Raw genomic sequence first — 14,432 nt, 5'->3', positions numbered from 1 at the left:
TTCGCCCCGTATCGCAAAAGGTTACTGAATAGGAAGGAATTTCTTTTCGAACGTTAGAATGTTCTAAAATCGAAAAATTGCGAACCGCAAAGCGAATTCACATTTTTGAATGTATTTTTTACGGAATTTTTGTAACCTTTTGGGAATCGACTCGATCGTCAAACGCGACTCCTCTGCCGTTTTTATCCGACGAAAAAACAAAGGCGCCGATTCTTTCGGGCCGATACTGAGTTTTTGTTCGTGTCTCTTCTTTAAAAATAGACGACTCTTAAATCCATGCCTCCGTGGGTCACATGAATCGTGTCGGTTTTGATTCCCATGTTTCGGATCAGAATCGACCAAGAAGCCTCGTCCGGACAAAGCACAAATCCGCTGATTTCGCAGGGAAGTTCCCACCAATGCGTAAGACGTTCGCCCAGTTTTTTATAAAAGCTCGCGGAAGAGCCCGCTTCCATACGCAGACCGTACGGAGGATTGAGAGGCATCCAAATCCGTTTCGGTTCGCCGATCGATTCCCAAACCGTCTTAGGCGACAATGCGAAAAAATCGCCTTCGTTTTTGGAAAATCGGATCGAATCGGAATATCCCGATCCTTTTAGAAAATCATGATATACATCCATTCGTTTTTCGGAATATACGAAGGTTTCGCGGTTGAGTTCGTTCCACCAGACTCCGATCGAACTTCCTCCGCCGTTGTTTAAAATCTTCTTTTTCAAGAATTCCCATGTCGCTTCCGGAAATTCCTCCATCTCCTGAAACAGATACGTTCTGGAATAATGCGGGAAACCGATTCCCAGAATGGAATCCACCGATTCGCGGATCAAGGTTCCCGTTCCGGCAAACGGAACGAAAACCGCATCCGGGTTCGGGAGAATTTTATGCATTCTTTGTATTAGAAATCTTGCAAGGTCTTCGCGGATCGGAGCCGATTTTGCCAGAGGTTTAAAACTTCCGCGTTGATTTAAGGGTTCTCCCGAAAGACTGATGTTCAAAATGATCTCGTCTTCCAAAAGAAGCGCGCTGAGTTCCGTCGTTTTTTCCGCCGAATCCTCGGAGATTTCCGCCGTTTCCCAAAGTCGGTTTAAATCCTCGGTCGTCCAATCGGTCTCTCCCTTGATTTGAGGGCGAAAGCGGAGGCCCCAGTCTTCGGGAAGAATTTTCGATTTTCGCAACGCGGTTTCGAATTCCTGAAAGGAAAAGGAACGTTTGAACGGAACCATTCCCAAATTTAAACGGAAATCGCGGACCCAAGGAATTCTTACCAAAAGCTCGAGAGCTTGGCGGAAGTTCGCGTTTTCCAAAAGGATCTTTCCGGGAAGCGTTTTTAAAAACGGAACCTGCGTCTTGGGAAGATACGAATCGGAGACGATCTTCTTCGCGATTTGTTCCGTTTCCTTGGAAGAGCCGGTGGGCAACAGATATTCCCAGCGTCTCGATTGTCCCGCTTTGAACTTGGGAAACTTCCAGTGCATAAACGTAGAATCGGAGACGGGACTTTTAAAGCCTATCTTAAAAAGTTTCCCGCGTAAATTTACAGCGAGTCCCAAAATTAAAATACTTTGCTTGAAAGGCAAGCTGCAAGGTTCGGTCCCTGACGCTACCATAGAGAGCAGTGTCATTGAGTTTTCTTTGGGACCGGTTCTTATGCGTCGTTCGTCGAATTCAGCGGGCCGCCTTTCCGTTTTTTCGGGACGCCTCGAACTCTTTCAACGAAACGACCTGCCCGTCCACAAGATGGATCTGGCGTTTCGTTCTCGATGCGAAGTCCGGATCGTGCGTCACCACAAGGATCGTGGTCTTGGTCTCGCGATTCACTTTTTCCAAAATGTTCATCACCACCTTTGTGTTAGCCGAATCCAAGGCGCCCGTGGGTTCGTCCGCAAAAATGTATTTCGGATTCATCACGAGTGCGCGGGCGATCGCGACCCTTTGCGCTTGCCCCCCGGACAAACGGTTGATTCTGTAGTCCATTCTATCTTTGAGATCGAATTCCTCCAAAAGATGCTCGGCATAACTTTGGCTGTCTTTTAAAAGACCTGCTTTGCGCGCGGGCATCAGCACGTTTTCCAGAGCCGTGAATTCGGGAAGAAGATAGTGAAATTGAAAGATAAATCCCATTCGTTTGTTTCTGAATTCATGGATCTCCTCCTCTTTCATTTTGTAGATATTCTTTCCGTCGATCTCGATGCCGCCGGAAGTCGGAGGGTCGAGAGAACTGATCATATACAAAAGAGTACTCTTTCCAGAACCGGATTTTCCGGTGAGAGAAACATAGTCTCCGTCTTCTATGTCGATGCTGACTCCTTTAATGATCTCGCTGTTGCCGAAGGTCTTGCGGAGATTGTGAACGGAGATTCCGGTTTGCGATTGGCTGTGCATCCTATTCTCCTCGTATGATTTCGATCGGCGAAAGTTTTCCTGCGGATCTCGCGGGTATCCAGCTCGCAATTAAGGTTGCGACCATGGATTGAGCGAACGCCTGAAGATAGATCGACGGCGCGAACGAAATCACCATAGTGCTGGCTCCGGCGGAAAAAAGCGGATTGGTGAACGGAAGGGATTCGATCCGAAGACAGATCAAAAATCCGATCAACATGCCTAAAATCCCCCCGATCACTCCGAGAATTACTCCCTGCATCAGAAAGATCAGCAGAACCTCGTTGGGCTTGTAACCGATGGATCGGAGAATCGCGATCTCCCGTTTTTTCTGATTGATAATCACATTCAAAATATTGTATATTCCAAATCCTGCGACCGTTAGAATCGCGGCGGTCATGGAGTAACGGATCGCGTCCTGGAGTTTGAAGATCGCGAAAAAACTAGTGTTCGCCTCCTGCCAGCTGAGAACCTTCTCGTCTCCCATGGTTCTCCATTCCTCCGCCTTGGAAAGAGAACGGTTTACGTCCTTGAGACGGACGGCGATGTCGGTTATCATTCCGGATTGCCCCGTCAACAACTGGATTTCGCTTAACAAACCGTAGGCAACGCTGTCGTCCAGAGCCTTGTTTCCGGAACGGAAAATTCCCGAAATACGGAACGGAGTCTTCTCCTGAAGCCCCGAAGTCACCCAAACGGTTTTGTTCACGCCGAGTCCGAGCAATTTTGCAAGACCGTCTCCGAGAACGATCCTGTTTCCGGCCGACAACGATTCTACGCTTCCTTCGGTGATATAATCCGCAAGAGGAGTAATCTGCACTTGTCTGGAAGGAATGATTCCGATGATCTTTCCGGCTTCCTGATTGGAACCGGAAAAAAGAAAAATTCTTCCGCTCACCTGAGGAGAATACGCCTCCACTTCCTTATCCCGATCGAGACGTTCGTACCATAGACTTGCGTTGTTTAAATGTGTGGAGCCTCTTTTTCCCGAAGGAGGAGAAAGCCAGAACACGTTCTCACCCGGAAACAAATCGTCCATGGAATTCGGTTGAATGATTTCTTGTCTCGGACTGATGCGGACATGACAGTCCGCGTTGATCAACTGATCGATCAAATATCCCCGAAAACCGAGCAGAACGCCGGAGATGATGATAAACGCCGCGGTTCCCAAAACGATTCCCGAAAGAGTCGTCAGGGTTTGTTTGCCTCGGACGAGCATTTGTCTGACGGCGATGAACAACATTAGGGAACCTCTGAGAGTTTATCTCCGGCTTGGATATCCCCTTCCTTAACCTCGATGAACAACTCCGATTTAAGGCCGGGTTTAAAGGAAACCGGAATCGATTTACCGTTTCTGAATATTAAGATTTTCTGTTTCTTCTCGTATTTTCTAGGAACGAGAACCGCGTTTTCCTTGGTTCCGATTTCGATCGCGACGTCCGCAGTCATCCCGGGAAGAACTCCGTCCGGAAAACGGGCGCCTTCGATTCTCGCATAAAACTGGCCTGCGTGCGAAAACGTTCCCTGAACTCTTCCTTGAATGACTTCGTTCGGCTTCCCTTCAAAGCGGATCAAGGCCCTTTGTCCTTTGCGGATCGAAAGAAGAATCTGTTCGTCCAGCGCGACGATGAGATATTTGGAACCGACTCCCAGAACTTCGACGGCGAGAAGATTCTGAAACGCGACTTCGCCTTCATGATAACCTACGTCCGAAACGATTCCGTGAATTGGCGAACGCACGACCGTCATTCCTTCCAATTGAAGAAGTCCCTGTCCCGGCACGACCTCGTCTCCTTCCAGCACAAAAACTTTCGTGATTTTTGTCGGAACTCCGACACGAAACCGAAACGTATCGAGAGAATGCACGGTTCCAAGTCCGTACGCCTTTTCCGCAATCGGTCCTAGAACGGCCACGTCTTGAACCGTATTCTTTCCCTTCGTGGAAAGAATGAAAAACAAAACCGCAATCGGAAGAACCGGAAAGAGAATCCGAAACGGAAGACGCAAGGACCAGTAAACCGCGATCCAAGATTTTATCGTATTGATTACAAAATTCATACCAACTCCTGATGGGAACCGCGCGTTACGATTTCTTTTTTTTCTTCTTTGCCTGTGCGGCTTTTTTGGGGTTTGATTTCGATTTCTTGAGAAGGGTTTGTCTGTTTTTCGTATTTATTTTTGTTTTAGAGACGACGACGGTCTCCGCTTTTTTGGGAGCAAGTCCTCCGGCGATGAACTCGATCGTACGTTTCATTTCGGCTTCCCTATCCCATCCGTCTTCGGTCTTCGGCTGATAGAAAATTTCCGTGAGCATCATATAACCGGCGAGGTTGGTCGCGATCAAACGGAACGCGGTGTCGAGAGGAATGTCCGCGATCAATCCTCTTTCCTGAAACTTACGAAGTCGCTCTTTGATGAGAGGCGCGAGTCTTTCTTTGAAAACTCGCTCCAATACGCCTTGAATGTCCGGATTGATGAACGCTTCCTGAAGAATGATCCGAAGCAGATTTCGGTTTTTTGCGATGAACGCGATTCTTTCCTCGAAAACCGCGTTCAGGAATTGTTCCAAGCTGGAGAATTCCTGCGAAAAAATAACATTCAATCTTCTTAATGTGATGGGCGCGATGAATCCTTCCATGATCGGCATGGCGAGACGGAGCAGAAGCTCCTTCTTGCTTTTGAAGTGCTTAAAGATCAAACCTTCGGCGACCCCGGCCTTTTTTGCGATTTCCACCGTGGTCGCGGCGGAGAATCCTTTTTGGGCGAAAATTTCGACGGCCGCCAAAAAGATCTTTTTTTGACCTTCGGGCCAATCCGGGTCGAGTTCGATACTATCCTTCATTTCTTCCATTGGTTGTTCCGTGGTGAGTGATTACTCACTCATTATTTAGAAAAATAGGAGTTCTGTCAAGACTCAAAAGCGGATTTTTGGTGAGCTACGATCAAAAAATAGAACTTTTTTTGGAAAGAAATTTATAGACCAAACTGATTCTTGCCTGCGGCGGAGGGGGTTCGGACGGAGTTCCGTCCGCTCTTTGCCGATCGGATTTCGTCTTGAATTCGTTTGCAGTTTGTAATCCGCAAACGATCCCGCCCTTCGTAATTTTCCCTTTTTTTGACTTGAGCGCGCACTCGTTCTTGGCCTACTATTCAATTAAGGATTCCAAACGGATTCGAGTTTCCTCACATACCAGTAATGAAAGAGTCAGAATGTTTCATCGGATACCCACTCACTTAAAACTCATCTTAAGCTACGTACTCTACTTCGCCCTCATCCTTCTTTTATACAAGATCGTATTTTTATCGGTCTATTCCTACCGGCTCCAGGGAGTTCCGATCGAGGAAATCGCAATCGCTTTCGTTCTCGGATTTCGGTTCGACCTCGTAGTGATCGGAATGACTCTCGGTCTCTTCGCGCTTCTCTCCGTTCTTCCTTACATGAATCGTTTCAAATTGTATCGATTCTTCTGGGGATACACTCCGCTTCTTCTCGGGATTTGGATGATCGCACACTTGATCGCGGACATCATCTACTTTGAAAACGCAAACAAACATATCGGTTACGAAGGCTTCGTATTTATCGGAAAAGACTTGGGAGTGATCTTAAAATCGGCTCTCGAACAGAACACCGTCACGTTTGTGATCGGAGTGGTTTTCCTTCTCGTATTTCTTCCAGTTTCCACTTGGCTCTTTCTCAAATACAACCCGTATCAATATAAGGAAGAATCCTGGAAGTCGGTGGCGATCCAGATCGCCGTCGTCCTCATCGTCACGATCGTAGCGATCCGAGGAGGAATCCAGGAATCGCCGATAAGAGCGACTAACGCGATCGTATCGGGAAACAACTTCGTCAACAACATTGCGCTCAACGGCGTTTTCACGTCCATCATGGATTTGAAAAGCCAATCCATTCCTAAATTTCTAAAGCTCGAAACGGAAGAAGCGGTCGGAATCGTTCGAAAAGAAATCTCCTATCCGGGCGCGGAATTCATCAGCGAAAAATATCCGATCCTCCGCGTTCAGAAAGAAACCAATCCGGGAACTCCTCCGAACGTAGTTCTCATTATGTTGGAAAACTGGACGGGAAAATTCATCCGTCCGATTTCCAACGGACTTGTGGAAGGAAAGGAAGTGACTCCTTACTTCAATCAGCTCTTAAAAAAAGGAAGATTCTACAATCGTTTTATCGCGTCGGGAGGAAGAACGACCAACGGAATGATGTCGATTCTTACCGGAATCCCCGATCGTCCTGGTTTGACGGTTGTACGGACGCATCAGGTTCTCGGAAATTTTTCGGGGATCGGCAACATCTTCAAACGGATGGGATACGAAACCTACTTCGTCACAGGAGGCGATCTGAACTTCGACAACAAGAGCACTCTGATGCCTCACTGGGGTTTTGACACCGTGCTCGGCGAAAAGGAAATCGCAAAACTCGGAAGATTCAAGCTCGGCGCCTGGGGATACGACGACGCGGACGTATTACAATTATTGCATGAACGGATTTCCTCGTCCAAAAAACCGATCCTCGGTCTGGCCTTGACGTTGACCACGCACTATCCATACCGGACCCCTTCGGAGAAATTCAGGATCTTTGATCCTTCCACGAGGGATTACGACTTCTTAAACGTATACAATTACGCGGATTGGGCGGTTCACAACTTCATCACGCAGGCGGAAAAGTCAGGCTATTTTAAGAATACGATTTTCGTATTCGTGGCCGATCACACGCACCACCGATATCTCGACTACTACGAGGATAGAAACGTTCCGTTTTTGATCTACGCTCCGGGCCGAGTCGCACCTGCGTTAGACGAAACCATCGCTTCCCAATTGGATATCATTCCCACAATCTTAGGGCTCGTGGGAAAGAAGGCGGTTTTTTCCTCCATGGGAAGAAACCTCCTCGCTCCGGGGAGAACGCAGACTGCCTATTTCGCTTACGGAAATTTGTTCGGCTGGATCGAAAACGATCTTTTTTATCTGCGCTTCTTTGACGGAAAAGAGGATCTTTCCTACAATATCACCCCTCCGCGTCAAAAGAATAATTTCTGCGAAAAGGACCCGATCGTATGCGACGAGATGAGCAAGAAGGCGAAGGCGTATTTGAATCTAAGCTACGAGTTATTGAATAAGAATATCGTATTCCCCTCGGAAGCGGAACTGCTGAAAGAGATCAAACCGTAAGGAACAATTCGCTTACAATCAAAAAGAATTTCGATTCCATCCCGTCAACCGCGGCGATTGCGCCGCGCCATTCTTCGATCGGATCAAAGGAGCGGCAAAATTCTCAGAGTTTAACGCCGGAAGCGGAATAGAGATCCTGGCAAAGGCTGCAACCGTCGAGTTGTTTACGAATTTCTAATTTTCTTTCGCGATCCAAACTCGGCCAAAGATTTTTCTTTTCGATCGGATCGGCTTGGATGTCGTACGCCTCTTCGTCCGGAGGAAACGAATTCAGACGAAGCATATAATGCAGGTTTCCTTGAATATAACTCATCCCGACCCGATACAAAGAAGTCTCGTTGTTGTTTGCGATAAAAATTCTCCGGTTTGGCGCAAGATTGGAAAGAAGCGATCTTCCTTCAAGCCGGGAAAGATAACTCTTCACCTCGGGTTGGTTGGCGATCCCCAATAGATCCGCAACCGTCGGAATCAGATCCGTGTTGGAAACGTTCCGTTCGGCATTCTTCTTCAAACGTTCCGTAAAAGAATTCTGACGCATCGAGTTCGGAATAAAAAACAGCATCGGAATCGCGACCGTTTCGATATGATTGCTTTCGATATGTCCGATATAATCGTGCTCAAATAAGGCCTCTCCGTGATCCGAAGTGAAGATCACGAGAGTATTTTCGGTCAGTTTTTCTTCATTCAAAAATTGGAATACTTCTTCCAATAGACCGTCGAGATAACGGACCGAATTGTCGTACGGAGCGTATGTGTCTTTGCCGATCGGAAAATACATCGCTTCTTCCGGAATGATATACGGAAAATGATTCGTGTTTAAATGCAGAACTCCCGCGAAATTCTCCCCTTTACCCTTGAGAAGTTTGACCCGATCCTTGAACTCGGCGACGGTTTTGCGATCGTCGATCCCGATATCGTTGAACACACCGAAACCGCTGATCTCCTTATTCCATAGAAAATCGATTCCCGCGTTTTTAAAAAAGCCGGTGAAGTTATTCCAACGGAAACTATGACTCGAAATATAAAACGTGGAAAGCCCCGCCGCCTTTCCGTATTCCCAAAAAAGCGGAGAATTGTGAGTCATCGATACGGGTTGAATCGGAGATACGCCGGACAACAAACTCGGAACGGAAATCAAAGTGGAGCTGGAATTTGAAAACGCCTGTCGAAACACGACGACGGATCCGTTCTGCGGATTGGCGGTCCATCGGTTTAAAAAAGGAGTCGTATCTTTTTCGTAACCGTACAGAGCCATGCTCTTTCTGCGAAGACTCTCGCTCAAAATAAGAAGAACGTTTTTTCGAAACGGATTCGGGCTTGGATTTAGGATCGGTTTGTTTCTGGATTGCAAGCCCGCAGAACCGAGACGATCGCCCGTAACCAGATTATATAGATTCCGATTGATAAACGAAATCGAATTCGTATCCGCCACATAAATCTGATCGTTAAAGCGGGTGTTATTGTGAAAGAAAGCGGTCAACGTAAAAATACTAAACAAAAGGATTCCGTAGACGGTCTTCGTAAACCGCGCCGGTCTGAAGTCGGAGGATGCGATTCTCAAACTTAAGAAAAGAAGAAGGAAAAGAAAAAAGAAACCGATCAAACTCCAAACGGTGAGGCCGCCCCGAAAGATCGTCCAACTGTTGAACGGTTCTTGAAAGATATACGAAAACACGAAAAAGTTCGGCATAATTCCCGCGTATAAGAAATATCCATAAGAACCGATCACGCAGATCGAATAACCGAACGATGCGAACGCCAAAATTCCCCAGTAGGGTTTGGTCTTCGAATTCGAAGAAAGAAGATCGAGAGAAAAAAGAAGCAACGAATAAATCAAAATCGAATAGAGAAACGAAAGCAGATAATACGACCACTGCAAAGTCTCCATTTGACTGAGAATTTTCCAGCGTAACCCGAGATCCGCAAAGAGGATCAAAGCGGGAACGAGGAGTAAAAATAAAAATCTGAATTTGGAAGCCGAAATTCTGAAATTAAAATCGTTCCATTTCTGTACTAAAGAGGAAAACAAAAAACACCCCGTCTTGTTCAAATGAACCATGTCTGTTTGGTGCTGGTTTTTTGAGTTCTTCAGATCATAAACTGAAAGAAATCACCAAACTTTATATAGTAAGCAATTGCTTACATGTGTATTTTTGAATGCCCCTACAGATCAAGTTTTTTTCGCAACCGTATTGAAAAATAACCCTTCTTCCGCTCGAAAACCGAAAGCGGGGCCGAACATCCATAGCCCCTTCTCCCGAACTCAAAATCCACCTAACAACGATTAGGTTTGAAATCAGACTTGGGCCGGGAACCGCAACGAGTCCGCTTGCCAACTGCGAACGGCCCCGTCTCGAAACTTCGACTCAAATGGAATGGACAAAAAACCGTTTTTTTCGAGGATAGGACCGTGTTCTTAGAGTCCCTTTCCAATCCTGGCATTCTTACAGGTATGATTACTCCGGCAGTGATGATCACCGCCTGCGCGAGTTTGATTTTTTCCACTGCAAACCGTTTGGGAAGAATTTTTGATCGAGTCAATCTTCTCAAAGCCGAAGTGGAAGGGGTTTTAGGCGGGAAGCTGCTCTATCCCAAAGAAAGAATGGATAACCTTGAAAAACAGCTCCGGGTCCAAAGGATTCGCGCAATTCTCATCCAGAGATCCATGGCCTTCCTCTATACGGCGACTTCCCTGTTTGTTCTTTCCAGTCTGGGATTTGCGTTCACGAATTTTCTCCAAAATTATGCTTGGATCGCGACCCTCAGCGCGCTGATCGGTGGATTTTTTCTCTTTATGGCGAGCGTCTTTTTACTCTACGAAAGCAGATACAATTTAAAATTCATCAAAGGCCTCATCGACCTTACGGAATTTCTGGGCAGTAAAATTCCAAAGGAAGAATCCGCGTCGAAGTAAACTTCGATGTCTTCTTTCGGAAAGGTAAGTGCCGGAGTTCCGTCCAAACCGTTTCCTTGGCGGCAAGGTCTGCCCAGGAAACGGATTCATTCTCGGTTCCCCGGTTCTTCCTTCCTTGCGGTGATACGTTCTATTAGGTTTTCGTTCCTTCGTTGTTCGGTTTGCTTTCAAGGCGCTAATTCTTCCGGTTGTTCGCGAAAGATTTAAAATCCCTCCTCCTTTCTCCCATCACTTAAAAAAACTCCGATCCTTTCTAATTTTAAATTTGCCGTAAAAAAAATCGCACTTTTCGCTGAAACCGGGTCTAAAAAGTATGTAAGCAGTTACTTACTTTTTTATGAAAAGAACACTAAAACTGATTCTTACCATTCCCATTCTCATCATTCTTTTAGACCTTTGGCCGGCTATTTCCGACTTGGAAGCTTTCGGTCCGTCCGGTTCTTTTAATCATATTCGAATTTTAAAGGAATCCTTTCGCGAATTTACCGATGAAACCGGATACGAAATCAGGGCAGATTGTCAGGAGATGATCGTTCATGGAAATCTTCGTTCCGACTCGGAACTGATGAATGCGGAAGCCTTTCACTGCGATAACAACAATATATTCGGTTGCGGGATCGAACTTAGAAATTTAAGAACGAAATCCGAAAAGGCGGCCTTCTTTTATGATTCGATGAAGGAGATCGGACATGCGACTCATATCATCCAGGATTTTTACGCCCATAGCAATTGGGCGGAAAATCATCCGAACCGGATCGAGGTCGCTCCTCTCGAAGAACCTTGGAAACTTCTTTCGATGCCGAATATCCAAACCGGGTACTACGATCTTTCTCCGATCATAAATCATGAAGAAGAAGCGTTGGAATGTCTGGAACTTTCTCCGAACGAAATGAAACTTTTTCAGCCCTTTGCGACTCATATTTGTCTCAACAAGGATTCCGAAAAAAGCGTTCGAGGCGGAAATACCCTCGAAAGATCACCTAACGTCAATTTTCACGAATGGGCCGGTCAACACGCGGTCGAACATACAAAGAAATTTCTGGTGGACGCATTCAACAGCAATCATAAGAATCTGAATCTTTGTCTGATTCCGAAAAAAGCGAGCTTTTCCTGCAACAATGCGGTTTTTAAACTGAGGACCGAATAATCCTATTTTTAGAATATTCAATAAACTAAAAGTATTCCGTTTAAAAACCGAACGCTTCCAACCGTCCTAGGATTCGGAATCCGTAAAACTACGTATAAAACGTTCCGACCTCCGTAGTTCCCGATATTCCTACTTATAAAATACTATAGTATCCTGTAAGTCCTAGACATAAAACCAAATCGAAAACTTATCAGGAGCATCCTGCCATGAAAAAGACGATCGCATTCCTTAGCGCGTCCTTATTCCTAATTTCGTTCTTCAATTGCAAAAAGGGAGAATCGGAGGATCCGTTCACGAATCTTCTGCTTCTTTATACGATCACGAGCGCGGAATCCATTGCGGACTTTTACCCGGATCGAGGATTTCCAGGAAGCACGACAACGATTACGAGCGATAGTTTTCCCGGAACTGCGGCCGATTATTCGATTACGATCGGAGGGACCGGTGTAACCGGGATTGCGATCGTTGATTCAAAAACGCTTACGTTTACGATGCCTACCTTAGCGAGCGTCAGCGTGAATACAACCGTTCCGATCGTCGTAACCCGATCGGGGGCCACACTCCTTTCAAAGACGATCCGCTATCGACCGGCGCCTGTAATCGCACTCAATCAGCCGAATTCGTTAACGGGAAGAGTTTCGAGCATTGATACGAGTGCGTTTTATACGTTTACCGCAACGGCCAATACGGCGCATCTCTTCAACGTCTTCGGTTACGCCGGCTCCAATTTGGATCTCTTCTATTATTCTTCTCCGACCTCCGCGGCGACTACGATCGCTACCGGATCTTCTCAAACTTCCGAATTCGATAGAGCGACTTTAACCGCAGGAACGTATATTCTTCAGATAAAGCATATCTCCGGTTTGGTGACCAACTTCAAAACCAATCTCACCGACGGGGCTGTAGTTCCGACTTCGACCTCGAACGAAGCGAACACGTATCGGAGATGTTATGACTTCTTAGGTTCGAATCCGACCGCGAACGTTGCGAACGGTTGCGAAGCGACCAACCCGCCCACAGCTCCGAACCTTACACGCACGGGAAGATGTTCCTATCCGGGTGAATCGGGGATCACGACAAGAAGTTACTATATCAGCATGGACGGTTACGGTTTCGTTACGGGGTATGCGCAGGTGACCTGTCTGCAGCCGGGATACGATTCGCCGAATCCGGATAAGGCGATCTTTACTGCGAACTGATTTTTTTACGAAATAAGGAGAACATGCCGGTTCGATCAAAACGGCGTGTTTTTTAAGAAGAATCGAGAGAATTCTTCGGTGATCCCTTTCGCAATCGAGAGAATCACTTCCCTTCTACGATCCATAAATCCCTAATAAAACGCTCATTTCAAGTCCGGGAGGAAATCCGCAACAGGGTTCCTCCCGGAACCATTTTTTCGAATAACGGGAAATGGCCGTTTCGCCAAGTCGGATCGATTTTTCCCAAAGCCGACAAATCGAAATCCGGAGAGGATTCTTCAAAAATAATATAAAAAAATAAACCATTAGAATGTTGTACTATTCTGAAATTCTAAACGATTTTGGAAAAGGACGACCGAATGAACCAAAACGGAACGAAAGAATCCTACCGACCGAAGGAACTTCCCTATTCTCGAGAAGTTTTGAAACGAATCTTGAAACAAAGTGAAATCGGTTTTCCTGAAATCGAAAAAACGGAGACCGAGAACGCGAAAATTCCCGCCCGATTCTCCACGCATCCGTATCATTCCGAGAATGTCTTTTTATCCGAAAAAGAAGAATTTGCGACCTATCCGGTTCCATTCGGTTTTAACGGTCAATTATCAGAAAGCGGAGATCATCTCGTCTGCGAATTCGGAGATCGTCAGTTTTTCGTTTTGAAAGACAGGGAGGAAACTTTAAGAGCATATTATAATTCCTGCATTCACCGCGGAACCAGGCTGCTTTCGGAAACGAAAAGCAAACCTCTTAAAAAAATCGTATGTCCATATCACAGCTGGACGTACGATCTCGACGGACAACTTCTAACCGCGGATTGTCCGGTAAAGGAAACGGCTTTAAAAGAAATTTCGGTGAAGAATATTGCGGGAACATTGTTTGCCGAATTTCAGGAGGGCGCTCTGAATCGCCTGAATCCGGTTTTAGAAGAGCTCCAAAATTTCGAATTGGATTCTTACGTTCCGTTTATCGTGGAAAAAAGCGTCGGAGACTATAACTGGAAAGTCGGAATCGAAATTTTCATAGAGAGCTATCATATCTCTACGGTTCATAAAAATTCAGTAGCTCGTGTGATCGCAAAAAACGCATCGATCTTCGATCCTATTGCGGAACACGGGAGAATTCTAATCCCGAATCGCTCCTTTCAACACGTTCCCATACCGACGAGAAAAGACCTCATCATCAGCTATTTTTTGTTTCCATTTACGATTCTTGTCCTCTTTCGGGATCATTTCGGAATCGTTTTCTTTCATCCCATTTCCGCGGAAAAAACTCTTTGTACAAAAGCGATTCTGATTCCGGAAAAACCAAAAGGTCCCAGAGCGATTCGTTTTTGGGAAAACAATGCCGCATTTTTTTTGAAAACGATTTCGGAAGATCTTTTTTTAGCGCCTGAGATTCAGCGTGGTTTGAAACAAAGAGAGTTTATTTATCCTAGCGCCTTTGAGCCTGGAATTTTACACTTTCATACTTCTCTAAACAGGCTTTGGCAATAAAAAAGCCCGGTGTTGAAACCGAGCTTTTAGTTAAGAGAGTTGATAACAGAAAAAGTAGCGTGACCTAACACCCTCGGGACTTTCTTTCGAAAGCCCCGAGTTTTTGTCGTTGCTCC

Annotated in this window: 11 protein-coding genes; 5 read left to right on the top strand and 6 right to left on the bottom strand. The window is 46.0% G+C overall.

Features of this window, described 5'->3' with window-relative positions; genetic code table 11:
- Positions 1 to 251 precede the first annotated feature (251 nt).
- The 5 genes from DLM76_RS11640 to DLM76_RS11620 form a co-directional block, all read right to left on the bottom strand.
- Complete coding sequence (locus DLM76_RS11640; protein WP_118965300.1) at positions 252 to 1,472, bottom strand: hypothetical protein; 1,221 nt, start codon at positions 1,470 to 1,472, stop codon at positions 252 to 254.
- Between the two features lie 190 nt (positions 1,473 to 1,662).
- Positions 1,663 to 2,379 (bottom strand): ABC transporter ATP-binding protein, encoded by a 717-nt coding sequence (locus DLM76_RS11635; RefSeq protein WP_118965299.1) that lies wholly within the window; start codon positions 2,377 to 2,379, stop codon positions 1,663 to 1,665.
- 1 nt (position 2,380) lies between these two features.
- Entirely contained in the window at positions 2,381 to 3,619 is a 1,239-nt protein-coding gene (locus DLM76_RS11630) for an ABC transporter permease (protein ID WP_118957768.1), read from the bottom strand.
- On the bottom strand, positions 3,619 to 4,434 hold the full coding sequence (locus DLM76_RS11625; RefSeq protein ID WP_118965298.1) for a secretion protein HlyD: 816 nt from the start codon (positions 4,432 to 4,434) through the stop codon (positions 3,619 to 3,621). The genes DLM76_RS11630 and DLM76_RS11625 overlap by 1 nt, the downstream gene beginning before the upstream one ends.
- A gap of 25 nt (positions 4,435 to 4,459) precedes the next feature.
- Positions 4,460 to 5,218 (bottom strand): TetR/AcrR family transcriptional regulator, encoded by a 759-nt coding sequence (locus tag DLM76_RS11620; protein WP_118965581.1) that lies wholly within the window; start codon positions 5,216 to 5,218, stop codon positions 4,460 to 4,462.
- A 368-nt stretch (positions 5,219 to 5,586) separates the two neighbouring features.
- Here DLM76_RS11620 and DLM76_RS11615 point away from each other — a divergent pair, with 368 nt between their 5' ends.
- Positions 5,587 to 7,563: an LTA synthase family protein gene (locus DLM76_RS11615; protein ID WP_118957766.1), complete on the top strand. Its 1,977-nt coding sequence runs from the start codon at positions 5,587 to 5,589 to the stop codon at positions 7,561 to 7,563.
- 103 nt (positions 7,564 to 7,666) lie between these two features.
- On the opposite strand, the gene DLM76_RS11610 is transcribed toward DLM76_RS11615, so the two are convergent.
- On the bottom strand, positions 7,667 to 9,622 hold the full coding sequence (locus tag DLM76_RS11610; RefSeq protein ID WP_118965297.1) for a phosphoethanolamine transferase family protein: 1,956 nt from the start codon (positions 9,620 to 9,622) through the stop codon (positions 7,667 to 7,669).
- Positions 9,623 to 10,015: 393 nt separating this feature from the next.
- On the opposite strand from DLM76_RS11610, the gene DLM76_RS11605 reads away from it, so the two are divergent.
- The 4 genes from DLM76_RS11605 (at position 10,016) to DLM76_RS11580 (ending at position 14,316) form a co-directional block, all read left to right on the top strand.
- Entirely contained in the window at positions 10,016 to 10,477 is a 462-nt protein-coding gene (locus DLM76_RS11605) for a DUF2721 domain-containing protein (protein WP_118957837.1), read from the top strand.
- A 337-nt stretch (positions 10,478 to 10,814) separates the two neighbouring features.
- On the top strand, positions 10,815 to 11,624 hold the full coding sequence (locus tag DLM76_RS11595; RefSeq protein ID WP_118965295.1) for a hypothetical protein: 810 nt from the start codon (positions 10,815 to 10,817) through the stop codon (positions 11,622 to 11,624).
- Between the two features lie 206 nt (positions 11,625 to 11,830).
- Positions 11,831 to 12,823, top strand: a complete 993-nt coding sequence (locus DLM76_RS11590; RefSeq protein ID WP_118965294.1) for an IPT/TIG domain-containing protein — start codon at positions 11,831 to 11,833, stop codon at positions 12,821 to 12,823.
- A 359-nt stretch (positions 12,824 to 13,182) separates the two neighbouring features.
- A complete protein-coding gene (locus tag DLM76_RS11580; protein WP_118965292.1) occupies positions 13,183 to 14,316 on the top strand; it encodes an aromatic ring-hydroxylating oxygenase subunit alpha in 1,134 nt (377 codons plus the stop codon).
- Positions 14,317 to 14,432: the final 116 nt, after the last annotated feature.

Origin of the sequence: Leptospira yasudae, assembly GCF_003545925.1 — a bacterium.
Lineage (GTDB): Bacteria > Spirochaetota > Leptospiria > Leptospirales > Leptospiraceae > Leptospira > Leptospira yasudae.
Note: the sequence above shows the minus strand (reverse complement) of the source record. Positions and strands in the feature narration are given on the sequence as shown.

Bases quoted from the DNA above. Each gene is read 5' to 3' on its own strand.
- DLM76_RS11640 (WP_118965300.1), bottom strand. From the start codon at position 1,472: ATGCACTGGAAGTTTCCCAAGTTCAAAGCGGGACAATCGAGACGCTGG.
- DLM76_RS11635 (WP_118965299.1), bottom strand. From the start codon at position 2,379: ATGCACAGCCAATCGCAAACCGGAATCTCCGTTCACAATCTCCGCAAG.
- DLM76_RS11630 (WP_118957768.1), bottom strand. From the start codon at position 3,619: ATGTTGTTCATCGCCGTCAGACAAATGCTCGTCCGAGGCAAACAAACC.
- DLM76_RS11625 (WP_118965298.1), bottom strand. From the start codon at position 4,434: ATGAATTTTGTAATCAATACGATAAAATCTTGGATCGCGGTTTACTGG.
- DLM76_RS11620 (WP_118965581.1), bottom strand. From the start codon at position 5,218: ATGAAGGATAGTATCGAACTCGACCCGGATTGGCCCGAAGGTCAAAAA.
- DLM76_RS11615 (WP_118957766.1), top strand. From the start codon at position 5,587: ATGTTTCATCGGATACCCACTCACTTAAAACTCATCTTAAGCTACGTA.
- DLM76_RS11610 (WP_118965297.1), bottom strand. From the start codon at position 9,622: ATGGTTCATTTGAACAAGACGGGGTGTTTTTTGTTTTCCTCTTTAGTA.
- DLM76_RS11605 (WP_118957837.1), top strand. From the start codon at position 10,016: ATGATTACTCCGGCAGTGATGATCACCGCCTGCGCGAGTTTGATTTTT.
- DLM76_RS11595 (WP_118965295.1), top strand. From the start codon at position 10,815: ATGAAAAGAACACTAAAACTGATTCTTACCATTCCCATTCTCATCATT.
- DLM76_RS11590 (WP_118965294.1), top strand. From the start codon at position 11,831: ATGAAAAAGACGATCGCATTCCTTAGCGCGTCCTTATTCCTAATTTCG.
- DLM76_RS11580 (WP_118965292.1), top strand. From the start codon at position 13,183: ATGAACCAAAACGGAACGAAAGAATCCTACCGACCGAAGGAACTTCCC.